At 65.2% G+C, this 21073-nt stretch carries 36 protein-coding genes and 1 pseudogene; 20 read left to right on the top strand and 17 right to left on the bottom strand.

The window, feature by feature from the left end:
- Nucleotides 1-150: 150 nt before the first annotated feature.
- The 8 genes from ACFPOB_RS27330 (at nt 151) to ACFPOB_RS27295 (ending at nt 3530) form a co-directional block, all read left to right on the top strand.
- A complete protein-coding gene (locus ACFPOB_RS27330; protein ID WP_377801428.1) occupies nt 151-762 on the top strand; it encodes an HNH endonuclease in 612 nt (203 codons plus the stop codon).
- Nucleotides 763-940: 178 nt separating this feature from the next.
- Complete coding sequence (locus ACFPOB_RS27325) at nt 941-1354, top strand: hypothetical protein (RefSeq protein WP_377801427.1); 414 nt, start codon at nt 941-943, stop codon at nt 1352-1354.
- A complete protein-coding gene (locus ACFPOB_RS27320) occupies nt 1355-1579 on the top strand; it encodes a DfrB family trimethoprim-resistant dihydrofolate reductase (RefSeq protein ID WP_377801426.1) in 225 nt (74 codons plus the stop codon).
- Nucleotides 1572-2027, top strand: a complete 456-nt coding sequence (locus ACFPOB_RS27315) for a hypothetical protein (protein ID WP_377801425.1) — start codon at nt 1572-1574, stop codon at nt 2025-2027. Before ACFPOB_RS27320 ends, ACFPOB_RS27315 begins: the two co-directional genes overlap by 8 nt.
- Before the next feature lie 29 nt (nt 2028-2056).
- Nucleotides 2057-2461 (top strand): hypothetical protein, encoded by a 405-nt coding sequence (locus tag ACFPOB_RS27310; RefSeq protein ID WP_377801424.1) that lies wholly within the window; start codon nt 2057-2059, stop codon nt 2459-2461.
- Nucleotides 2462-2544: 83 nt separating this feature from the next.
- Nucleotides 2545-2769 carry a hypothetical protein gene (locus tag ACFPOB_RS27305; RefSeq protein ID WP_377801423.1) on the top strand — a complete coding sequence of 75 codons (225 nt, stop codon included), beginning with the start codon at nt 2545-2547 and terminating at the stop codon, nt 2767-2769.
- Nucleotides 2769-3071, top strand: coding sequence for a hypothetical protein (locus ACFPOB_RS27300; protein WP_377801422.1), 303 nt, complete (start codon nt 2769-2771; stop codon nt 3069-3071). Before ACFPOB_RS27305 ends, ACFPOB_RS27300 begins: the two co-directional genes overlap by 1 nt.
- A 129-nt stretch (nt 3072-3200) precedes the next feature.
- A complete protein-coding gene (locus ACFPOB_RS27295; RefSeq protein ID WP_377801421.1) occupies nt 3201-3530 on the top strand; it encodes a hypothetical protein in 330 nt (109 codons plus the stop codon).
- Between the two features lie 110 nt (nt 3531-3640).
- Here ACFPOB_RS27295 and ACFPOB_RS27290 read toward each other — a convergent pair whose 3' ends face one another.
- From ACFPOB_RS27290 to ACFPOB_RS27215, 16 genes and pseudogenes are all read right to left on the bottom strand, one after another.
- Nucleotides 3641-3940, bottom strand: coding sequence for a hypothetical protein (locus tag ACFPOB_RS27290; protein ID WP_377801420.1), 300 nt, complete (start codon nt 3938-3940; stop codon nt 3641-3643).
- 52 nt (nt 3941-3992) lie between these two features.
- Nucleotides 3993-4265: a hypothetical protein gene (locus tag ACFPOB_RS27285; RefSeq protein WP_377801419.1), complete on the bottom strand. Its 273-nt coding sequence runs from the start codon at nt 4263-4265 to the stop codon at nt 3993-3995.
- Complete coding sequence (locus ACFPOB_RS27280; RefSeq protein ID WP_377801418.1) at nt 4262-4657, bottom strand: hypothetical protein; 396 nt, start codon at nt 4655-4657, stop codon at nt 4262-4264. Before ACFPOB_RS27280 ends, ACFPOB_RS27285 begins: the two co-directional genes overlap by 4 nt.
- Complete coding sequence (locus ACFPOB_RS27275) at nt 4654-5112, bottom strand: hypothetical protein (protein WP_377801417.1); 459 nt, start codon at nt 5110-5112, stop codon at nt 4654-4656. Before ACFPOB_RS27275 ends, ACFPOB_RS27280 begins: the two co-directional genes overlap by 4 nt.
- Nucleotides 5112-5447, bottom strand: coding sequence for a hypothetical protein (locus ACFPOB_RS27270; RefSeq protein WP_377801416.1), 336 nt, complete (start codon nt 5445-5447; stop codon nt 5112-5114). Before ACFPOB_RS27270 ends, ACFPOB_RS27275 begins: the two co-directional genes overlap by 1 nt.
- Nucleotides 5448-5501: 54 nt before the next feature.
- Complete coding sequence (locus ACFPOB_RS27265) at nt 5502-6200, bottom strand: hypothetical protein (RefSeq protein ID WP_377801415.1); 699 nt, start codon at nt 6198-6200, stop codon at nt 5502-5504.
- A 17-nt stretch (nt 6201-6217) separates the two neighbouring features.
- Nucleotides 6218-6637: pseudogene (locus ACFPOB_RS27260) on the bottom strand (PIN domain-containing protein); the annotation flags it as partial.
- Nucleotides 6634-7347, bottom strand: coding sequence for a DNA methyltransferase (locus ACFPOB_RS27255; protein ID WP_377801414.1), 714 nt, complete (start codon nt 7345-7347; stop codon nt 6634-6636). The gene ACFPOB_RS27255 and the pseudogene ACFPOB_RS27260, both read right to left, overlap by 4 nt.
- On the bottom strand, nt 7344-7958 hold the full coding sequence (locus tag ACFPOB_RS27250; RefSeq protein WP_377801413.1) for a hypothetical protein: 615 nt from the start codon (nt 7956-7958) through the stop codon (nt 7344-7346). Before ACFPOB_RS27250 ends, ACFPOB_RS27255 begins: the two co-directional genes overlap by 4 nt.
- A 642-nt stretch (nt 7959-8600) precedes the next feature.
- Nucleotides 8601-9176 (bottom strand): hypothetical protein, encoded by a 576-nt coding sequence (locus ACFPOB_RS27245; RefSeq protein ID WP_377801412.1) that lies wholly within the window; start codon nt 9174-9176, stop codon nt 8601-8603.
- 15 nt (nt 9177-9191) lie between these two features.
- Nucleotides 9192-9983: a hypothetical protein gene (locus ACFPOB_RS27240; RefSeq protein WP_377801411.1), complete on the bottom strand. Its 792-nt coding sequence runs from the start codon at nt 9981-9983 to the stop codon at nt 9192-9194.
- Nucleotides 9984-10004: 21 nt separating this feature from the next.
- Complete coding sequence (locus tag ACFPOB_RS27235; RefSeq protein ID WP_377801410.1) at nt 10005-11204, bottom strand: Rha family transcriptional regulator; 1200 nt, start codon at nt 11202-11204, stop codon at nt 10005-10007.
- A gap of 9 nt (nt 11205-11213) precedes the next feature.
- Nucleotides 11214-11729 (bottom strand): hypothetical protein, encoded by a 516-nt coding sequence (locus tag ACFPOB_RS27230; RefSeq protein WP_377801409.1) that lies wholly within the window; start codon nt 11727-11729, stop codon nt 11214-11216.
- A 3-nt stretch (nt 11730-11732) separates the two neighbouring features.
- The gene (locus tag ACFPOB_RS27225) at nt 11733-11864 is read right to left on the bottom strand and encodes a hypothetical protein (RefSeq protein ID WP_377801408.1); all 132 of its coding nucleotides are present in this window, start codon (nt 11862-11864) and stop codon (nt 11733-11735) included.
- A gap of 226 nt (nt 11865-12090) precedes the next feature.
- Nucleotides 12091-12372, bottom strand: coding sequence for a hypothetical protein (locus ACFPOB_RS27220; RefSeq protein ID WP_377801407.1), 282 nt, complete (start codon nt 12370-12372; stop codon nt 12091-12093).
- Nucleotide 12373: 1 nt separating this feature from the next.
- On the bottom strand, nt 12374-12574 hold the full coding sequence (locus ACFPOB_RS27215) for a helix-turn-helix domain-containing protein (RefSeq protein ID WP_377801406.1): 201 nt from the start codon (nt 12572-12574) through the stop codon (nt 12374-12376).
- Between the two features lie 96 nt (nt 12575-12670).
- On the opposite strand from ACFPOB_RS27215, the gene ACFPOB_RS27210 reads away from it, so the two are divergent.
- Both ACFPOB_RS27210 and ACFPOB_RS27205 read left to right on the top strand, forming a co-directional pair.
- Nucleotides 12671-13405: a LexA family transcriptional regulator gene (locus ACFPOB_RS27210; protein WP_377801405.1), complete on the top strand. Its 735-nt coding sequence runs from the start codon at nt 12671-12673 to the stop codon at nt 13403-13405.
- Nucleotides 13384-13887 (top strand): hypothetical protein, encoded by a 504-nt coding sequence (locus ACFPOB_RS27205; protein ID WP_377801404.1) that lies wholly within the window; start codon nt 13384-13386, stop codon nt 13885-13887. The genes ACFPOB_RS27210 and ACFPOB_RS27205 overlap by 22 nt, the downstream gene beginning before the upstream one ends.
- Here ACFPOB_RS27205 and ACFPOB_RS27200 read toward each other — a convergent pair.
- The gene (locus ACFPOB_RS27200; protein ID WP_377801403.1) at nt 13871-14302 is read right to left on the bottom strand and encodes a hypothetical protein; all 432 of its coding nucleotides are present in this window, start codon (nt 14300-14302) and stop codon (nt 13871-13873) included. The two genes, ACFPOB_RS27205 and ACFPOB_RS27200, sit on opposite strands and share 17 nt — an antisense overlap.
- 473 nt (nt 14303-14775) lie before the next feature.
- Here ACFPOB_RS27200 and ACFPOB_RS27195 point away from each other — a divergent pair, with 473 nt between their 5' ends.
- The 10 genes from ACFPOB_RS27195 to bet all read left to right on the top strand — a co-directional run bounded on the left by ACFPOB_RS27195 (nt 14776) and on the right by bet (nt 21071).
- Complete coding sequence (locus ACFPOB_RS27195) at nt 14776-15558, top strand: hypothetical protein (protein ID WP_377801402.1); 783 nt, start codon at nt 14776-14778, stop codon at nt 15556-15558.
- A 35-nt stretch (nt 15559-15593) separates the two neighbouring features.
- The gene (locus tag ACFPOB_RS27190) at nt 15594-15824 is read left to right on the top strand and encodes a hypothetical protein (protein WP_377801401.1); all 231 of its coding nucleotides are present in this window, start codon (nt 15594-15596) and stop codon (nt 15822-15824) included.
- Complete coding sequence (locus ACFPOB_RS27185) at nt 15824-16039, top strand: hypothetical protein (RefSeq protein WP_377801400.1); 216 nt, start codon at nt 15824-15826, stop codon at nt 16037-16039. The genes ACFPOB_RS27190 and ACFPOB_RS27185 overlap by 1 nt, the downstream gene beginning before the upstream one ends.
- Nucleotides 16036-16863 carry a hypothetical protein gene (locus ACFPOB_RS27180; protein ID WP_377801399.1) on the top strand — a complete coding sequence of 276 codons (828 nt, stop codon included), beginning with the start codon at nt 16036-16038 and terminating at the stop codon, nt 16861-16863. Before ACFPOB_RS27185 ends, ACFPOB_RS27180 begins: the two co-directional genes overlap by 4 nt.
- Complete coding sequence (locus ACFPOB_RS27175; protein ID WP_377801398.1) at nt 16860-17306, top strand: hypothetical protein; 447 nt, start codon at nt 16860-16862, stop codon at nt 17304-17306. Before ACFPOB_RS27180 ends, ACFPOB_RS27175 begins: the two co-directional genes overlap by 4 nt.
- Complete coding sequence (locus ACFPOB_RS27170; protein ID WP_377801397.1) at nt 17303-17677, top strand: hypothetical protein; 375 nt, start codon at nt 17303-17305, stop codon at nt 17675-17677. Before ACFPOB_RS27175 ends, ACFPOB_RS27170 begins: the two co-directional genes overlap by 4 nt.
- A complete protein-coding gene (locus ACFPOB_RS27165; protein WP_377801396.1) occupies nt 17667-17915 on the top strand; it encodes a hypothetical protein in 249 nt (82 codons plus the stop codon). The genes ACFPOB_RS27170 and ACFPOB_RS27165 overlap by 11 nt, the downstream gene beginning before the upstream one ends.
- 224 nt (nt 17916-18139) lie before the next feature.
- Nucleotides 18140-18415, top strand: coding sequence for a hypothetical protein (locus ACFPOB_RS27160; RefSeq protein WP_377801395.1), 276 nt, complete (start codon nt 18140-18142; stop codon nt 18413-18415).
- A gap of 157 nt (nt 18416-18572) precedes the next feature.
- Nucleotides 18573-19601: a hypothetical protein gene (locus tag ACFPOB_RS27155; protein ID WP_377801394.1), complete on the top strand. Its 1029-nt coding sequence runs from the start codon at nt 18573-18575 to the stop codon at nt 19599-19601.
- A 21-nt stretch (nt 19602-19622) separates the two neighbouring features.
- Complete coding sequence (gene bet, locus ACFPOB_RS27150; RefSeq protein ID WP_377801393.1) at nt 19623-21071, top strand: phage recombination protein Bet; 1449 nt, start codon at nt 19623-19625, stop codon at nt 21069-21071.
- The last annotated feature ends 2 nt before the right edge of the window (nt 21072-21073 follow it).

Raw genomic sequence — 21073 nt, 5'->3', positions numbered from 1 at the left:
TCAAGCCGACTGATCGGCGTGCCTGTATAGACGTCCATACAGACACATTCTCACCCCCAAGCATCAATCCTCAAGACGGCCGCCCTCGTAGGGGTACCCTGCACCAGCGCAGGCAGGGTCTTTTGTGGCATCCGCTAGGGAGGATGGGGAATGACGGTCCTACTCGACACCCGCGTCCCTGGCGGGCCCAAACAGTGTCCTGACCCCGAGTTGCTGCGGAGCCTGTTCGACTACGACCCCAGCACCGGGGAACTCGTTTGGAAGGCCAAGAACTATCGCTCACACATCGCTGGCACGCCTGATCGGAGCGGCTACATCAGGGTCATCCTGAATAAGCAATCGTGGCCGGCCCACCGACTTATCTGGGCGATCCACTACGGCGTCGAGCCGCCAGCGCTCATCGACCATGTGAATGGCGACACTGCGGATAATCGGATCGAGAACCTTCGGGCCGCTAGCCGAACCCAGAACAACGCAAACTCTGCGGTTAGCAGCCGCAACGCCTCGGGCTTTAAGGGCGTCTCTCGCCACAAGGCGACCGGCAAGTGGCAGGCGTATATCAAAGTCAACGGCAAGGGGAAACACCTCGGCGTGTTCTCGGACCCTGTCGAAGCTCATGCCGCGTACTGTGCAGCCGCGGCCGAAACGTTTGGCGACTTCGCGCGGCCAGCAATCCGAGCCCTTCCGCCTCTCTCGGACAGCAAACCCGGTCTCGCGGATGCCCCATCAAATGGCTCTGCACCAGCGGGGGAGGAGCGGTGATGACAAAGCTGACTCGGAAATGGTTCGGGGCATGCAAGCGCAAAACGCGCCATGAACGACAGATAGACGCATTCCATGCTCTGCGTGTGTCCCCGGGCCGCGCAAACGGCGCTGTAGCTTACAAATGCGAATTTTGCGGCGGTTGGCATATCGGAAAGCCGTCTAGAGGAGACCGCCCATGACCCTCAAAGACACGACCGCTGGCGGGGTGGAGGCGGTGATCGACCAGGCGAGCCGTCTGATGGCTGCTGGCTGGCGCGGCAACCCCAATATGTCGGGAGACGACCGGGACTTCATGCCGCCGTCGATGCGCCGCAAGCACGACGACAAAGTCCGGACTGTCGTCGAGTACGTTATCGCCGCCCTCGCCGCCTCCCCAGCGCCTGCCCCTGCTGCGGGGGTGGATATCCGATATGACGACGCCCTGAACGAGGCCGGATGGCGTCTCAACGAACTTCTTGGCGCCTATGGCCCTGTCAGCGGTAGGCAGTTCAACAACCTGAAGCCCATTCTGAAGGATGTTATCGAACGATATCTCGCGGATGCGCACTCAAAATCCGATCCCCACCCCGAGCCCGACAAGAAGGGGTAGATGGAACCCGGATGGAAACCTGACGGCTGGCGCTGGGGCATCGGCACACTGCTACGCAAGCACAGCGGAGCATGGTGGGAAGGTCGCGTTGTCGGCTTCTACAGCACGATCCAGACGCCGCACGGCTACAACCTGCAACTCGACCGACCTTTCGGCCCGACGCAGATCTATCCCGAGTCCGCGCTAGAGCCCGTCCCCACCACCGCAGGAGATCGTGATGGCTAGCCAGGTTCCCTACGCCAGCGCGACGTCTGGTGCTGCGGCCCGCGAGGAGATCACGAAGCTCCTCCGCCGCATGGGCTGCGAGAGCGTCGGCTTCATGGAGCGCTTTCAGGACAAGACGGTCCTGTTGGCGTTCGAACATCGCGGGCGCCAGATCCAGTTCGAGGCATCCGCCCGTGGCTGGGCGGCATGGTTCCTGAAGGAAAACCCTTGGAACAGCCGTATGCGCCGAACGAAGCCGCAGCATGAGGCGGCGGCGCTGGATCAGGGACTGATCGCCGTCAACTCGATCCTGCGCGACTGGGTGAAGGGCCAGGTAACGGCCGTCGAATGCGGCCTAATGCCTGTCGAGGCCGTGTTCCTGGCGCATATGGTCACCAACGACGGGCGCACGGTCATCCAGCGGCTCGACGAAACGAAGCTTCTACCGCCACCGAAGGACGCAGCATGATCGCTAGCCCCACCGACGCAGGCGCAGGGATGCCGGGAGACGTTGGGCTGCCGAGCGAGGAGGAGATCGCCAAGCTCATTTCGGGCGCCCCATTCCCGTCAACCAAGTCGCTGACCAAAGCCCGCGCCATCCTCTCCCTCATCCGCCCGGCCTTCGAGGCGAAGGAGCGGGAGATCGAGGCCGCCTCTGAAGAGGCAGCCGAGAACGCCAGCCGCGAAACACTGTGGCGCGACCAACTCGCCAGGGAAGAGGCCCGCGCCCTCTCCGCCGAAGCCAAGCTCGCGCAGGCGGTGGAGGAGTTATCGGGCCTACGACAGGCGATCGTAGACGCCGCCGTAATCTGCGATGACGATGAGAAGGCAGGGGACCGGCTGGACCGGCTCGCCAGAGCCATCCGCGCCCGCTCCGCATCCGCCAGGGGAGCGACGCCGTGAGCGTATGCTCGATGCCGGGATGTCAGACCACAGGCTGCCAGTGCAGCGGTCGCGCGGGCGTTGCCGATTGGATAGGGCAACTCATGCGCGATGCCACGATCATCAATATCGCGAACCCAGCCTTCGCCGCCGGCCGCCTTGCCGGGATCCGAGAGGCGGCGGGTTGGCTGGCCGATGCAGCGAAGGCTCGCTACGAGATGGCCTCCAAGCAGACGGCATTTGGCGGCCCCCGACATGCTGATCACGCCGCGGCTTTGGAGCAGGCCGCAGCCGCCATCCTCGCGCTCGCAGAGGGGAAAGAGGGATGATGGATCAGGTCACGGAACAGCAAGTCGTTGATGCGATCGTTGCTCGGCAGTACCGACCTTGGACGCTGCGGAGATGCTCAATCTGCGAAGGGCCAATTGGCTACGCTTTCCTAGCGACAGACGCCGGGCAACCCCCACGCGTTGGCTTCGACAGCTATTGCGGTTGTTCTCGCTTCGATCCAGGGGTTGATGAGCGCAGCATCGGCGAACTGATGAACACCTTCAACCGGCAGAGCCCTGAGCATCGCGCGGAAATGTGGGCTGACTTCACCACCCTCGCCTCCGGCAAGGAGAGGCCATAGACTGGCGGGATGAGGCAGAACTCACGCCTGCGCCCGTTCTCGCTCATCCTCGCCACCCTGATCGTGGTGACTGCCACCGCGTGGGTTGCGGTCTGGCTGAGGGGGCGGGCGGGTTGGTAGGATGGTGCGATGAGCCTGATCCTCTCCCGCACCTACCCGGACGATCCAATCGAGGCAAACCGCGAACACTTCTGGCGCGTGACCAGCGAGGGCGTTTACGTCGGGTCGATCGTCTACCAGGCATGGCAGCACAGCCCGGTATGGCATTGGACAATACAGGTCCATGACCCAAGCCCAGACCTCGGGAAGCAGGGCGTCGCTCAGACGCGCGATGAAGCAGCGGCGCAGTTCCGGCAAGCCTGGGACCGATACCGCGAATGGCTCGGTGACGAGCGCTGGCTGCAATGGATCAAGCACATGGAGCTTGTGAACGCGCGGGCGGGGAAAGGCAGGTATTGAGACGAAAAAGGCCCCACCGGCGCGAGCCAGCGGGGCCAAGTGGTCTGGGAGGAAACGCCCAAGGAGGGCAGCCCTTACGGGGCCAGGCGATCGCCGGTCAGCCCGGCAATTCAGATCTCGGTGATAGCTCTGGGCTCTGCGATCCGGACACCGGCCCGGCGGAGCTGGGCCTCAAGATCAAGGACGCGCGTCGCCAGCCGGCTGCGTTCGCTTTCCAGCCTTTCGATGAGGTCGGACTGAGCTTCGTCGGTTGCCCGCAGTTCCCGGATCAGATCGCGAAGCTGGTCGGTGTCCTTGCGGTGCTCGGCCAACAGAGTAGTGAAGCCCGCGTTGATGACCTGCTGGTGCTCAATCCTCGCCTTGCTACGGCCGCCGAAGACTGCGAAGGCCCCGGTGATGATGGCGACCAAGACGGTCGCGGCGGCGCCTGCGAGAGGCACCCAATCGATCGCTGCTCCCACGTCACGTCCGGTCCGGTCGATATCCGGCCGCCTCCTGCATCGCCTTGTCGCTGACCTTGTGCATTTCATCGACGTGGCGCTTGACCGCCTCCTCGACGATCTCACGCGTCTGCCGGACCGCCTCGCGACGCGTGACGAGGTGCGCGACGATCCCGCTCACGAAGCCGATCATGATGACGCTGGCGACTGTCGCCAGTGTGCCAAAATGAAGGCTGCTGAGGATTGCCGCAGTCGTGCTGGACACGGCCGCGACGTTGGTTGCAGAGGCGTTCACGACGCAATCCGCTCCGCGCGCCGGCGGCGCTCGATGCGGTCGTGTGCATCGATGATGGTGTACCATGCCGTGACGATCGACACGCCAGCCATGGCGGCCTTGATCGCCACGTCGAGGCGATAGACCCCGGCGAACAGCACAGCCACGCCAGATAGGTGGTTGAGGCCGCACAGGAAGATGAACGACCCGTACAGCGTCACCGTCCCCGGACGGAAGAGCGACAGCTTCGTCCGCAGGACGATGAGGACCGTCCCGATCGTGAAGTAAGCCAGCGCGGTGGTCAGGTCCGCCGCGATGTATAACGTCATCAAAACGGGGTCCGAAGTGAGACAGATCGCATGCTGCGCATAGCGCGATGCGCCGAGCGCGTCGAGAACGTCTCCCCAAGTCATCGCGTTACCTCGAATGTGAACTCCGCCAGGATGTCGACCCGCTCGCGCGTCGGGCAGCGGCTATGCACTGCGGAGATGAAGTGCCAGCGGGCTGGGAACATGCTCTCCGGCAGACTGACATCGGCGTTGGCCTCGATCGGGCGATCATTGATCTCGATCGCGCGAAGGGGCCGCCGGAAGGTCACCACCGCCTGAGGGCCGTGATTGGTCTGCGAGGTCGCGGTGTAGATCACCTCGCCTGGGCAGGACTCGTATCGACGGGTGTCGTAGGAATACCGCAGCCTGCCGAGATACGGTGTGTGCGCCGTGTGGAGAGTGACCGGGCTGACGCGCTCGATGACCGGCCCATCCCGCGCCGCCATCTCCAGGATACCCCAGGCACAAGCCAGCGTGAGCACGAGGACGCCGGAGGCATGGGCGTAGATTGCCCACGCCCGATAAAGCCAGCTGAGCATCAGAGCGTCGTCCGCGCCGTGACCGTCGGATCATCGACCTTCGCCGCGATCTCGGGCGTGGTGACGATCCTCGCCACCTCGGGGAGCGCCGCCGCGGCCGAGACTACGGCTGCAGGCTGCTTCTCGCGCCATGTCTTGAAGAAGGCCCAGATCGCATATCCCGCCGGCACAGCGACCACCAGGAAGTCCATGAGCGCGTTGACGCGCTCGTGGTAGTTCTCGGGCGTCAGCCAGGTGAACCAGCCCATTTTGGCGAGCAGCAGGAAGGCCGCCATCAGCAGGATGCGCACAGGCGCGGCGAGGCTGCTGACGAGCAGCTTGATAGGATCGTTCATGGGATGCTCCGAGGGTCGAAGGATGGCGGCAGGCCGGCCGCCGGCGGGATCAGATCAGGCGCGAGCCGCCGCGATGGCCGCCATGAACTGGCGGTAGAAGCCGGCGATCTCCTCCCAATGGTCGGTGATGTTCACCGTGCGCCGGGCGTTCTTGAGATCGTCAGGGCCGCCTGTGGGCAGGTAATGGGCGAGCCCATGGCCCTTGCCGTTCCAGCGGCCATCGAGAAGCCCCTTGAACATGAGCTCGGCCGCGAATTTCGGCTCCAACGCCTTGTCAGGGTCGCCGGCGATGCCCTCGCGCTCGTAGTTGTCGAACCAGGTGAGCTGAACGTAGCCGCGACCGTAATAGACATGTCCCCACGGCCCGGTCGGCTTGCCGTATTTCGTTGGATAGTGACGCAGCACATAGGCCCGCGCTGCGGCGTCGGTCGCCTTGAAGCCCTCGCGCACGGGGATCATGCCGGAGCCGACCTCGCGCCGCGCGGTGGCGAGGCCATAGGCCAACGTCTTGTCGCGGCCGTCGCCGGTCACCGCAAAGGCGTCGAGGATGCCCTCCATCCCGGCGACCTGGCTCTTCGAAAGGCTCTTGCCGAACATCGGTGCGGCGCCGGAGCGGAGATGGGCGAAGAACTTGGTCCGGTCGATCGTGAGCGGCTTGGCCTTTTCCGCCACCGCCGCCTGCAACGCCGCGATCGTCGCCGCATCAGGCTTGTCGGTGACCGGCAGCCCGGCCTTGCGCTGGAACGCCTGCATGGCGGAAGCAGCTGCAGCAGATCCTTGTCGGCAGATACCACCATGACACCCATGCCGTCGGCCTCGGCGAGGCGCGCATAGGTGGCGATCAGGTCGTCCGCTTCGTAGCCCTGCTGGACCACCGAGGCGATGCCGAGGCCGCGGACGATATCGCGGCAGATGCGAAGCTGCGGCGCAAGGTCGGGATCATGCTTACGGCCCGCCTTGTAGGTTGGAGCGATCGAGTGCCGCCAGTTCTTACCCTTCGGATCGAAGATCGCGGCAGCGTGGGTGACGCACTGCGGCCGGCCCACGTCGATCAAGAGGCTATGGACCAAGTCGAGGAAGCGGCCGATCGCGAAAGTTGGCAAGCCATCCTCGCGATAGGAGCGGTTGCTGGCAGTGGCGTGAAAGGCCCTGTGCGCCAGGCCGTTGGCGTCAATCAAGAGTAGAGTCATAGGCCCAAAGCCTCCTGCGAGGCCTCTGTTTCCGGCGCCAGAGCGAAGCGGGGCCGCTTCAACTCGTCGGCGATGCGGCGGCACGCGATGTCGAAGAACTTCTGCTTCGTCTCAATGCCGACGAAGGGCCTGCCGGCTCGCGCCGCGGCCACTCCTGTCGACCCGGATCCCATGAACGGGTCCGCGATCAGCCCCTTGGGGCACTTCATGATGAGTTGTCCGAGAAGGTCGATCGGCTTCTGATTGGGATGCACGCGGCCGTTCTTGGCCATGCTCTGGACCGGTGGGCAGTAGATGACGGCTCCACCCCGATGCCCGGTAAAGCCGGAGCCAATCACGAAAATGATCTCGAAGCTGGGCTTCCACGGCAGAGACAGGTCGCCCATCCCGAGGGCCGGGCCCTTATCCCAGACGAGCCACATCTTCGTGCCGATGGGCGCCGGCAGCGTGTGCCTTCCGAAGATCAGCGCTGGCGGATTGCCGATGTGCGGCAGGATGGCCAGCATGCCGTCGCGGGCGGTGCAGTCCTCGTCGCCATCGATCGTCCGGCCTTCCTGCCAAAGCTCGTCCGTCGCCCACCCGCTGCGATACTCCATCCCGTAGGGCGGGTCGCTGACTACGGCAGCCACGCCATTGACGCTCGGCAGGATCTCTCGGCAGTCGCCGAGATGAAGAACGATATCGTCGGAAAGGTGCTCGGCGCGTCTCATGTGCCTGCCACCCTTATCTTGCAGCCGACGCCCTTGGTGTGGACGAACTCGACGCCGAGCTTGGCGAGTTCTTCGGTCCAGCGCTTGCGGCTGTCGGCGAAGGTGGAAAGGCCCATGCTGCCGACCTCGGCGAGGGTCTGATCGTCGAACGTCTCGCCGTTGCGCATCCGCTCCATGACCAGAGCGACTGGCCGAGTGACCTGCCAGTCACCGCCAGGGCAAGCGACGACGAGGTTGTCCATGTCGAGCGCAACGACGGAGCCGGGGCTGGTGATCACGACGCCAGTGATGCGACCCGGCCGCGGATCGAGCGGTTTGGAGAACGGCTTGCGCTCGACAGGCTTGGCGAAGCCCGCGACCGGTGGCTCGCGCTCTTCGTCCTTGCGTCGGATCAGGACGGGCTGAGGCTTTGGCGCCGGCACAGAAAGCTTGTCGTCATGCGCCAGCTTGCGGGCGAAGGCACGCGGATCGTTCTTCTTGCGGGCCGCAGAGACGAACGCCTTGATCGAGCCGAGCGCGCAGCCGACCTGCTCGGCGATCTCCTGCTCTGTCTTGTCGGTGGTAGACCAGAGGTCGAGAGCGTGGTCGGTGCGGCTGCGAGAAGGCGCCACCTGCGCCGACGGCAATTCGTTGGCTTTCGCGGCGATCTTGGCCGGCGCAGGTGGCTCAACCGGCGCAGCGCTGGGAGGAGGAGCGCTGGCCGGCTGATCGGAATTTGATTGGCCGGGTGTTCGGCTGGCCTCGGCGCCCGCAAGCGCTCCGCTCTGGCCTACTGACCCGTTTCGTCTGCCAGTCCGGTCGACCGAATCTTTCTGGGCCTCGGGGTCGACACTGTACCCGCCATCGGAACACACCACCGATGGTTTCACGAGATCGGGCGGCGAGATTGCGGCCTCGACGCCGTCACCGACAGGGCGAGGTGCGCACTCGCCTGTTCCTGGAATACTCGCTTCGATCCGCGCGATCAGCTCGACGACGTCTTTGAGAATGCAGACGAGGTCGTGCCGCAGAGCGGTGTTGTGATGGTCGGCACGCGTCATCGCGCGGTTCCTGGTCGCTTGAGATGTTCCGGGGCATGCCTGCGGCAGAACGTGTCCGGGCCGTCGCCCCACCACGGGCCGATCCGATCGCCGCATTCAACGCACTCTGGCGTCTCCGGGCCCGGCGCGGTGCGGCGGTCGAGCGCCGGCGGCTTCTGAGCCTCGCGCCGAGCTTCGATCCTCGCCGGATCGTAGGTGTCGAAGGTGATGCCTCTACGCATGGCGGAGGCGTCCTTCGTCGAAGAGAACAAGCGGCTGGACGGCGCGGCCGTGGACGGCGGACGCCCAATCGAAAATGCCGCAAGCGTCCGCCTGATTGTCGTCCTTGCAGCCGGGCGGCAGGTAGCCGAGCAGGTGGCAGCGAGCGAGCGTCTGCCGTTTGGTTTCCTCTCGGCTGCCGAAATTCGACCGGCCGAGGAAATGCTTGCGCCAGGTGGCGGGATAGACCTGGACGACCTGAATGCCGTAGCAGGCTGCGATGCCGCGCACCGCGCCCATGATCAGCGGCGGCACCAGCATCGATGCTGCGCTGCGCTGGATCTGACGCTCGCGATCGTCGCCGCTGTTGAAGTTCGGCATGAGAGCTTCGATCGCGATCAGATCAGGACGCGTGTCCTCCATGAAGCAGATGTCGCGGAGGAAGCGTGCGGCGCCGTCGGCCACGAGCCATGTATCCTCACTCGGCTTTTTGAGCCGCTGCAGCCCGACGCGAGGGATCGTGCCCGGCTTGCCGAGAGCCCATCCCGACGCCGTCGCGCCGTCGATTGCGAGGATCATGGTCGCGGTCATTACGGTCGCCGCCGGTTAGTGGATCGCGCCGGGCCCGAGGCCCTTGCTGCCCTGCCGCTCGAAAACCTCGTCGGCGATCTTCTTGGCGTGGGCCCGCTTCTGCGCCGGCGTCATGTTCTTGGTGTCGGCGTCCATGGTCTCGACCTTGGAGGCCGGCCCTTCCGCCGTGGCAGCGCCCTTCTCTGCGACCTTGTCGAAGACCGCGGCGTCGGCGGACTTCTGGTCATTGATCCTGGCGCGCTTCTCCTCCGGCGATTCCTTCTGCTTGATGCCGGCGGCGAGCCCTTCGACGCCGACGTTCGGCGTGGTGGCAGCCGGAGGCGCGGGCGGGCCGCGGCGCTTGCTGGCTCGGCCAGGATCATCGCCACGTTCGACGCCGACATGCTCGCCGGCATTCGTCTTGTCGAAGACCGAGCCGCCGTCTTCCTGGACGCCCTTGCCGGGCTCGAGCTTCATGCTGAGCTGGAACGGCCGGTTGGTGTCACGCATGAACAGCGCGACCTGCTCGACCGTGGCCTCGTACTCGCCGTCGCGGCACTTGTTCAGAATTTTGCGGATCGCCATCGCAGGCTTCGTGATGCCGAAGACCTCGGTCATCCGCTTCTTCTGCTGGCTGATCTGGCCGGCGACGCCCTGCCCTTCGGCAATCAGTGCGTCGAGCTCGCGCCACAGTTCGTCGCGGCGCTCCTTCTCCTCGGGGATCTTCGCCAGCGCGTTCGCGGCGAGAGCGGCGGCCTTGTCGGCAGCAGCCTTCTCTTTCTTCGCAGCCTTGGCTTCTGGCGATAGGCGTGGGCGTCCTCGGGCCATGTCAGGCTCCTGTTGTTGCGATCAGGATTGGATGAGACGCAGTTGCGCGGTCTGGGCGCCGTGCGCGCGAAGGTGGCGATCGATCAGCGCGTGGCCGATCTCAGCGAGCCAGTCGGCTACCAGTGACTTGGGCCAGTGGCGGACCTTCTGGCCGCGAACCGTCGCATGAGCAGCCAGTACATGCTGGTCTATCGCGTAGTCGTCGAGAGATCGGCGGATGTTAGCGGAGAGGATGCCCCGGCGCGCCACGTTTGGCGGCACGCCGGCGACCTCATAGACGCCGCCGATCTCGATGTAGTCGTTCATCTGCAGAGCGACGGCCGACGGCTTAGCGAGGATGGTCAGGAGCGCATCGATCTTCGCGTTGGTCTCGCGGCGCGAGCCCTGAAACCACTTCGCCATCTTCGTCAGGCGGTCGTCGAAGTGCGCCATCTTGCCGTCGATCTGGCGCATATGCGGAGTGACAGCATTCTTCGCCGCGCCTCCGGCTGCGCTTGCGGCCAACTGCGCATTGGCCTTCATGGCGTCGGTGTCGATTGCCGCGACAGGGGGCGACATGCGGCGGAGCTTGTCCTCCATCGCATTAAAGGCGCCAAGGTAAGAGAGTTTCCAGGAAAGCGCTCGCTCGCCCGTGAACCCCATTGCGAGGAGAGCGAAGCCGTCTCGATCCATCTCGAAGATTCGATCCGATCGCGTGCCGCCGGTCGGCATCGGCGTCTCGATTGTCGTCTGCGCAAAATTGCGCGCACGCAGATCGGGCCGGAGTTTGATCAGATTATCGATGGCGCGGAGAACATCGCGATGGCTCTTGCCGAAGTCGGCCGCGATATTCCTGCTGGTCGTGGTTGGGCGGCCATCCTTCAAGGAGACGACAGGGCCGAACTCGACGCTGCCATCATCCTCGTCGTTCGCAGGCTCGGGCGGACACTGCTCGCTCATGGCGGGCTGCTCCAATTCCAGTTCCGGGGAGGTCTGCTGCTCGCGCCACGCGCGCTCCGCCTCGACGATCTTGCGGAAGCGGATCACCGTCTTCCGAGCGGTCGATCGCTTGTTGTTCGGGCCGAGATGCAGGATCTGAGTGCGCTCGACGCCGAGGTGCGTGAAGACGACGTGGAAGTGCTTCGCGCCCTGCTCGACACGGAAGGGGATGCCCGCCTGCGTCATGAGCGCGGCGATCTCGCGGAACAGGGGATTGGTCAGGTAACCGTCGCCGCCGCTCATCGGCCGCTCCTATGGAAGGTTCGCGTCCACCAGAGAGCGAGCCGCGCGAACAGAAGCCGGAGAATCCCCGGCGATGGCCTCGGTGATGGCAAGTTCATGGGAAAGCAGCCGCATCTGGCGCGAGCGCTCGGCGTCGTAGGCAGCCTTGAGCGCGCGGTATGATTTCACGAAGAGATCCTTCGGAGGCCGATAGCGGAGCGTCCAAAGGAGGCGAGCAGGCAGGCGATAACGGCGCTCAATGCGCTCCATGGCCTGTCCGTAGTCGCCCGGCCCGCGCGCCTCTGCACGGGTCAGGTATTCACCCCAGGTGCGCGCCTCGTCGACCGGGTCCGCCGGCTCATCACTTTGCAAACCGCTTTTGCAGACGTGCAAATCCGCCTCCGTCATATCTGCTGACGACGGGGCGGCATGGCGCTGAGCGGCGCGGGCGGTTCCAGACGAATTCCGAGAGACGCGCCTGGCAGCGATGACCTCACAGGAACGAAAGGACGAAGGTGATGGGAGAGTGTTCGACAGGCCCACCATGGCTCAGTTCTCCTCGCGGGTAGCGATGAGAACGACCGATAGGCCGAGGAAGGCCACAGCCTGGGCAAACCGGCCGGCGCTGATGAAGAGCGCAGTGACCGAAGCCGACATGGCGATGTCGAACTTGCTGAACATCAGCCAGCCCTCGACTCGATGAAGGCGCCGCTACAATCTCGGATCGCGGGAACGATCAGGAGAGTGGCAGTGGCGGGCGAATTGACGACTGACGAGAAGGCGGACTTGGCGTTAGGCCTTTGGGAAGGACTGGTCTCCCGGCTCATCAAGAACGGGGTCATCACCAGCTTCGATGCCGGCATGGCCATCTTTGCGTGCGACCAGGAAGATTGGTGGAACGACCGGATCAAGGCTCACACCTCAGCAATGCTTCGGCGATTGCACGGCGTTCCGGATGAAGCTGAAGATGACGGGATACCGTATTAGCGAGGGCTATCTCGGAGTTCTCGCGGCCGATGCCGGTGCCGGCGAAGGCGTCGGCCAGACGCGCATCCATCAACGCCTTCACGATTTGCGGCTCGTCGCGCTCGCATGCGTCTATCGACGACCGAATGAAGTCGATGACGCCCCTGCGGCGCGTGCCGAGCCGCGCGACCAACTGCTGGCCGATGGTGAGTTCGCTCGCCATCTCAGGAAGCCTCGGCGAGGGTAATGAAATCGTTCGGCGTGACCTTGCCGTCCGTCACTTCCAGGATTTTTCGCAGGTCGTCAGGGCGCGGAACGGCGATGCCGTTCATCCAGCGCGAGACGTTCTGACGATGCGTGCCCACGATCCGAGCGAACTCGGCGGGCTTCATGTCGCGGGTCCGGAGATATTCGGCGAGCTTCATGATGCATTGCTATGTCACACAAAAGGGGACGTAGCAAGAGGCATGTCACACATTTCGTGCGTTACGCCTATTTCGGCGCTCTGTAAGCGTCAAACGATGAAGCAATCGCCCTTCCGCATCGCCTTGGATCGATCCAAAAAGACGCAAGCCGATGTCGTTCGGCTGCTTGGCGTGAACCGTCAGAACGTCTCGCGGTGGTACAAGGGTACGGTTCGCTTTCCGCGAGAGTATGCGGATCAGGTGGCGCAGTTTCTCGGCACCACGGCCGACTTTCTCGTCTTTGATCGCCCTCTGGTCGGCAGCTTCGACCCTGACGAAGACCTGGTCCAAGATCCTATAGACGACGCAGTGGCCGACGATGCGGCACGCAGAGCCGCGCGGCGAAAGTTGCGGCCGGGAGAGGTCGTAGAGCGGGATGTCCGCGGCGGCCTCGGCCCCGGCGGTCACGCCACGGTTGTCGCCGTGGACGGGGAGATCATCGACGGCGTCTCGAGCACATGGACGCTGCCGCAGTCCTACCTGCACACAGAGCTCCGCGCGAAGGAAGCCGATGTCGACATCATCCCCGTCGATGGCGACTCAATGATCCCGACCCTCCTGCCGGGCGACAGGGTGATGATCCACCGGTCTTCCCGAGCCCCGTCGCCGGACGGAGTTTTCGCGATCAGCGATGGCATTGGCATCTCGATCAAACGCATCCAGCTCGTGCGCGGTAGCGACCCCTTGCAGGTCCGAATCATCTCGGACAATCCTCTGCATACGCCGGACGTGATCGCGGCTTCGGACCTCAACGTGATCGGGAGGGTGATTTGCAAAGTCACACGCATGTAGCGGTCGTCGTCGCCAGCCTGACCGCTTCGTCATTGCCCGCTGCCGCTGACTGGCAATACACGCGCTGGGGCATGTCGGTTGCCGAAGTGAAGGCATCAGCCCCTGGGATCATCGATGCCGGCCCTACAGATTCGGGGCGTGCTATCGAGATCATCGGGTATCCCGAGCTCAAGGGCTCATACATCGCCGGCGACAGAACCTTCCCCAGCTACTTCCTGTTCAAGGCGGGGAAGCTCAGAGGGGTGACATTGATGGTCTCGCCGGACGACGAAACTCCTGCGCTCATGAGCCTGCGAAGCCAATATGGTCGCCCCACCAAGGATCAGGCGAGGCCGATGGGTGCCTGCGCGACGGTGCACGTCGAGTGGATCGGCGAAGGGCGCCCGAACGATATCGTCTTTTCCAGCGTGAACTGCAGCGATAGCGGAAGGCGAACCGCTCGGATCACCTACATGCAGCCGCAGATCATCGGTGGTCTGTAGCCTCCGCCCAGGTCGAGCGCCGCAAGAATGCATCAACCGCAGTTCGGCGCTCATCGGTCGGCGGCAGGTGTTTGGTAGATGCGCGAACCTTCGCCAGCATGATTCGCTCCTCGCGTTCCGCATCGAGATCCAGACCACTTTCGACCACATCGCGACGCCTTGCTTCAGCCGCCCAATCTACGGTGGTGTAGTGGTGCGCAATCGATTTGTCCGACCTGGCCGCGCGCGCACGACGGCTGCGCTCCTTACGCCCGAGAGCAACCGATGCACGCCACACCTCGTCGACTGTCCCAGCTTCGACCTGGAACATGATGCAGGCGACCTCGATCATCCGCTGGTCGGATTCGATCGTGCGCATCTTGATCCCGAAGGCACCCATGCGCGCATGCAGTTGAGCTCGATGCTTGTCGCTCACCTCAACCTCCTTCTGACGGTCAAGAATGGGACTCTGGTCTTGGTGAAGGCCCCGATTGGACGGATGGAGAGGGGGAGGATTTGGCATAGGACGAGACACCCCTGCCCGCTCTGAGAGCTGAGGCAAGGTTGTCCCGACCCATGAGACTGGACGGCCGGAGCCGGGGTTCTCAATGGCGATGCGCTCGATGCGAGCGGCGCACCTCGATCCCTACTTTCGAGCGCTCTCGTGCGCCCGCTTCCCGCCCTCGGATCTTTCGGACCAGGCTCGGCCTTGGGAAGCCCCCACGGTAGGCCATCAACGAATCACCCCGCTGTGTGTCTGAACCGACGGTGATGCGCGACCAACCGGACGCTCGCGGCGAATGGCTGATACCCCTATGAGTGCCGCGTCACTTTTTTGGTGTCAAGCCTATTGCATTATGTCACAGGATGTGTGACAAGCATTCTCACACCTCCCGAACGGAGAGCGAGATGCTGGTCAGCGAAGCACCAACGATCATCCCGGACCGCCTGGCACAGATCACTGCGCTGCACAGGTCGAGCCACGCCGAGAACACTGATGGCCTGATGTGCGCCATGGAGGCCGTCGCGTTCATCGCCGGCGAGCCCTGGTCCGATCAGCCGGCCTGCGCTTGCCCGGTCATCTCGGCGTTCATGCGTTCGTGGAACGACGACCTCCCAGACGATCAGCGTGGCATCCTTCTGCCGCTGATCCCGAAGCTGGTTGGCACCCGCTCCACGAAAGCCGTCGAGGCTCGGCGCGCGACCATGGCCGCGGACTGGTACGTCCGGACCTTCACGCCGGCATGGCTGCGGCTCGCCGGCCTGAACGATCACGCCGATGCGCTCTCCTCGTTCCCCGAAATCACCAGCTTCGAGAAGACGCCTTCGATCAAGCCGGCTCTGGAAGCCGCTCAGAAGGATGCGTCGGCAGCGGAGTCGGCAGCGTGGTCGGCAGCGAGGTCGGCAGCGTGGTCGGCAGCGAGGTCGGCAGCGGAGTCGGCAGCGTGGTCGGCAGCGGAGTCGGCAGCGTGGTCGGCAGCGAGGTCGGCAGCGTGGTCGGCAGCGAGGTCGGCAGCGGAGTCGGCAGCGAGGTCGGCAGCGGAGTCGGCAGCGAGGTCGGCAGCGAGGTCGGCAGCGAGGTCGGCAGCGTGGTCGGCAGCGGAGTCGGCACTCGAACCGACGAAGAACGACCTCCAGAAGTCGGCGCTCGCTCTGATCGAGCGGATGATCGACGTGCGCGAGGTCGCGTGATGTCGAGTGCAGCCCGACCATACCCAGAGAGGCTTTTGCAGCTTGCGGCCCGGCAGTTCGTTGCCGGCGCGCTGGAAGGCTTCGATCCGCGCCTTGGCGAGCCTGTCGAGGTTCAGGCACCGAGTGCTGGCGACCAGTTCGAGCGCGAGGCTGTCGCTATCGGCGGCGCCAATGCGATCGCCGCGGCTCGCCAGCAGGCCTCCTACGCTCGCTGCGTCGAGCTGGCTGAGCGGTCGCGCCGGCTTCGTTTGGCGAGGGCTGTGTGATGGGCGAGCTTCTCGACAACGCCCAGCGCACCGTCGCCGGCCACATGGAAGCGATCGTCGCCTGCTTCAAGCCGGGCGTGAAGATCACCGTGCTGGTTCGCACGCCGTCGCATCCTGACGGTGCCCGCGACTTCCTAATGACCGACGACGATCTCGGCGAAGCCGTCAAGGCGCTCGAGATCCGCCGCGCTGCCGGAATGGATCGGCACCCATGATGCTCTCCACCGAACAGACCCGCGCCGTGATGCACGGGATCGACAACCGCCTGACGTGGCGGGAAATCGAGCGGCCGGTCGGGCCGCAGCCGATTCCTGACTGGTGCAAGGGCGCGCACGTCGATTGGGTTGAGGGCTACTGCAACAGCCCGCGCGTTCGGCTCAAGGTCCATGGCAACGTCCGCGACTGGCCGGACAAGCGGTTCGCCCGAGAGGACGGGTGCTACTACCGCGCCCGGCACGCCGATGGTCGCATGGAGCAATACGCTCACGACGGCGCACTCTCACCGGCCAAGGTGTCGATGTTCCAGAGCGCAGATGGCACTCTGCGCTGGCACCGACGCTATGGGTCGGAATGGGGTGATCAGCCCGGCTTCGCTACGATCCAGGACGGTGTTCGCTCCGGCTACGAGCCCGGCGAGCGGATCGAGGTCGAGCGGATGTGCACGAGCAAGCAGGCCGGGTTCGGCGGGGAGTGCTACCCGCTGACAATGGAGGACGGCTCTGAGATCGTCCTGCGCGGCCCCTGGCACGTCAGCGCTCCTGCAGGCTACGCCGAGGTCGCTTACGTCGACGTGATCCGCTGGAAGCCATGGAAGGACCAGCCATGGCACGCCACGGGCGGCATGGGCGGTCTCTACCTGCGCCACGACACCTTCGTCGCGATCATAGCTCGCTTCTGTCCGGAGTTGCCGCTGGCCGAGGTCACCTACGGCGGCTGCACCACCATCGAGCCGATGAAGCCCGAATGGACCGAGCCCAAGCGGCTCGTCTACGAGCGCGAATGGCTCGCCCGCAAGGCTGAGCGGGAGGCGCGGTCGTGAACACGAAACGCTTCCTCGTCCAGTTCGATTTCAAGCCCGCGCGCTGCTGGCGCGACGATGCCTACAACCTGGCCAAATTCGATGCCTGGGATCATGCCGAGCGCCGCAAGCGAGGCTGGCGCGCCGGCCTGTCATTCTGGGGCCGGACGAACGTCCAAGGTTCACGCGTCCTGATCGCTCGCCACTGGCCGCACCTGCTTTGCTGGTCGTGGTCGATCTGGGTATCGCGCTATCGCAAGGGGTATTCGGGCCCGCGCCGCTTCGTGCTGCAGGTCCACCGGGGATATCGCTTCGCTGAAATCGCGCTGTTCGGCCCCAGCATCCGCCTGAGCTGGCAGGACAGCGGATGGATGCCGGCCGTTGATCGACGCGGCCCCGACGGTGCTCCGAAAATCCTTTGGAACCATCACTTGGCGAACGCCGAGGCAGCGGGGAGCGCATGATCATGCTCGTCTTCCTCCCCGTCGGCTACGCCGAGGCTGCAGACCGCATCGTCGCTTTGGTCGAGCGCGGCGTTCTCGCTGTCCAGTCACACTGGCTCAGCCGCGAGGCGTGCCAATCCTTCATCGATCGCCAGCCGCGCCTGCTCCACGAGAGCTACGTGCCGACGGCTGCGTTCGTCCGAGTTGCCGGAGACGCGGGGCACGCCGCCCCATTCCCCCCAGCCAGCATGCTCTGCGGCTCCGGCATGCCTTTCACGAATGCCGAGGGAGCGCCGCGTGTTCGGGCGAGCACGCATGCCGATTGCCGGCGCGCCAATGGTGGTGCGCGCTCCCTCGGCGCTGAGCACGAGGAGGCCGCTGATGCTGCCTGAGCTTGCGTGCATCTTCTCCGGCGCGCCGATCGTCGAATGCGGCCTCCTCATCGCGAAGCCCGCTCAGACGCTCGCCGACTCCTGGCCGCTGATGCTGGTCTTCGCGCCGATCCTTGGCCTGTGCGGCTACGCGTACCTCTGCTCGATCTACCGGCACGAAATCGACTGGAACCAGGAGCCGGAAAAGCCGAAGCCCCTGCCCTCGGTCGAGACCGTCGCGCGAGACGCCGGCGCCTGATGCTGGCTCTCGCACTCCTGCTCATCGCCCTTGTGGCGAGCATTCCACTGGCGACCCGCGGCTGTTGGAGATCAGCCGTCCGCCAGGCCTCGAGGGGCCCACCGCAATGGGCCGGAAACACGCCGAACCGCCGGCTCGCCCCAGGCAAGGGGCCAGGTCAGCGAGCCACCGTTGACAGCACGGGGAGCGTTGCGGCGCTCCCCTAGAAACCGAGGAGCCCCTACATGGGCCTGTCCGATCTTCTGAAATCCGTGAGCGCCGCCGAAGACCTCGGCACCGCCGCCGTCATCGCCTCGCTGATGAACGCCGACCAGCTCGCCCGCTTCAACATCGCGGCCCGCACCAACGTCGAAGCCGGCGACGTCATCCGCTTCGGCAAGGTGCTCGCGCTCTACGGCGACCTCAAGCCAGCCGGCGAAGGCGCTGAGAGTTTCCGCAAGCCATCCGGCACCCTGCAGGTCCGCCCAGTCGTGCCGGCGCATCCGCCCGAGGCCGCCTGATGCCTCGCGGCGCGCGCTCGTCCGGAGCCGTGCGCCGCCACTGCCTCGCGGTCCATGACCGCCTCAAGGCCGAGATCGCCATCCGGGCGGCCGGCCTCAACCTCACAGGATGGCGCGGCGCTCGGCCGGTCATCCGCATCCCGACGAGATCGAAGCCATGAGCGACACCGCCGAAGCCGCCATCGACACCAGCGTGTGGGATGCGCTGCGCGCGTCCGGAAAGTCACCGGCGCCTGACAGCCCGCTCGCCTACGGCTTCTGGCGGTTGCTGAACAAGACCGGCGGCTATGCCCTGCCGGTTTCGACTTGGTCGGATGATGGCTTCTGGCTCGTCTCGATCGCTGGTGCTGATCCGATCGACCGCGACTGCCGTGAGGAGTGGGGCAGCTTCCTCGCCAAGACCTGGCCGCGCCTGCAGGCGGTCGAGTACGCGGACTACGTGACCGCGCTCGACACCGGCGCGTGGCAGAGCGGCATGCCGGCGACGAAGGATCGGCTCGGCATCGGCGGCAACAACCCGCCGGAGGATTTGGAGCCGCATCAGGCCGTCGCGAAGAAGGTGTCCGATCTCGAGACGACGGTGAAGGCCTGGCTCGAGGAGATCGGCGGCAAGCCGTTGACCAAGGCGCAGGCTGATCAGGTCGTCCAGCACCGAGATGCTTTCCTGGCGCTGGAGAAGGAAGCCGAAAAGGCCCGCATCGACGAGAAGGAACCGCACCTCGCCGCGAGCCGCGCCGTCGACGCGAAGTGGCAGCCCATCGTCCGTGACGCCGCTGCGCTGAAGAAGCAGCTCGTTGACATGGGGCAGGCCTATATCCGCGCCGAGCAGGCCCGGCTCGCGGAGGAAGCCCGCAAGGAGCGCGAGCGGCTCGCCGAGATCGAGGCCAAGCGCGCCGCGGAGGCCGCCGAAGCCGGCGAGCCCGCGCCGGAGCCGACGCCACCACCATCCGAGCCTGAGCCACCTAAGGTCACGATCGGCACTGGCCGGCAGATGGGCGCGCACAAGGCGCCGCTCCAGATCGAAATCACCGACCTCGAGGCATGGGCCGGCTACCTCGGCAAGATCAACGCCGCCGGTGTCGCCGTCCTGGCCGAGAAGCTCGCGCACCAGATGGCGAAGGTCGGCGTGCCCCACATGCCCGGCGTCCTGGTCGACGGCAAGCCACGCCTCAACCCCAACACCTGATCCGAACCGAGGTCACAGACCATGAACGCGCTCGTCGAACTGCAGCCGCCACGCCTTCCCTATCACGCCGCCGTCCAGGATCGCTTCGGCGTCGACAAGAGTGGATGGAAGGCTCTGGTGGAGGCGGTCTACCCGCTGGCCAAGACGCCCGATTCCGTCGTCATGGCGCTCTCCTACTGCAAGGCCCGCAAGCTCGATCCCTTCAAGAAGCCGGTCCACATCGTGCCGATGTGGGACTCGAAGAAGCGCGACTACGTCGAGACGATCTGGCCCGGCATTTCCGAGGTTCGCACCACAGCGTTCCGCACCGGCCAGTATGCCGGCTGCGATGAGGCGGAGTTCGGCCCGACGATCGAGAAGACGTTCACCGGCAAGGTGAAGAAGCGCGGCAATGGCGGCGACAGCTACGAGGAACAGACCGTCGAGGTCGCGTTCCCCGAGTGGTGCCGCATGACGGTCTATCGCGTGCTCGGCGACCGCGTCTGCAAGTTCGTCGGCCCGAAGGTGAAGTGGCTGGAAAGCTACGCCACGATCGGCAACACCGACCTGCCGAACGACATGTGGCAGAGCCGGCCGGAAGGTCAGATCGAGAAGTGCGCGGAGGCCGCGGCGCTCCGAAAGGCCTTTCCGGAAGAGCTCGGCAATCAGCTCACCGCCGAGGAGATGGAAGGGCGCCGCGTCGAGGGAGACGTCGCCGTTGCCGATGTTGCCGACGCTGCGCAACGCCGTCTGCCGCCTGCTCCACCCGCCGCGCGCCAGATCACGCACGTCGAGACCGTCGATCCGGAGACCGGCGAGATCCAGCAGGATGAACCTGCTCGCGATGAGCCGAAGCAGGAGGCCAAGCCTGCCGGTCGGACCGCACCGAAGCCGAGCGAGACCAAGGCCGCGCCGGTCGAGGTCACCAGCGGCAATCAGCAGGGTCAGCAGGATCAGCAGCAGGACGACGAGCACGACGGCGGCGAGCGGGTGCCGGACTACAACGGCCAGGCACTGCTCGCCGAGTTCAGCGAGGCGCTGGACGGCTTCGAATCCGTCGAAGCGATCGACGAGTGGCTCGGCAAGACCAAGGGCAAGCCGAACCTCGGCATGGTGATCGTCGAGGCGCTGAACCCCGGCGATCAGCAGGAGGCGCGCGAGATCTACCGGCAGGCGAAGGCTCGGATCGAGGACCACGCCGCGTCCGAACAGCAGGCCGGCGATACCGATCAGCCGTCTGCTGATGACGACACCTTCCCCGGCGACCGGCCGTCGACACACCAAGCTGCCGAGAAGGCGCCGGCCGACATGAACGACGCCGAGCTCCAGGCCTACATCCGCGCTTGGATCGAGGCCTCGACCGACGCTGTCGTCATGAAGAAGCGCTGGTTCGCCGAGGCCGAGCTCCGCGACAACCTCGATCCGAAGGTCGCTGGCGAGCTGCGCGCGCTCTGGAAGAAGCGCAGCGACGAACTGCAGCCGAAGGCCTAATC

This window comes from Allobosea eneae (assembly GCF_042657265.1).
In the GTDB taxonomy this organism is placed as follows: domain Bacteria; phylum Pseudomonadota; class Alphaproteobacteria; order Rhizobiales; family Beijerinckiaceae; genus Allobosea; species Allobosea eneae.
This window is presented reverse-complemented; position numbering and strand designations above follow the sequence as displayed.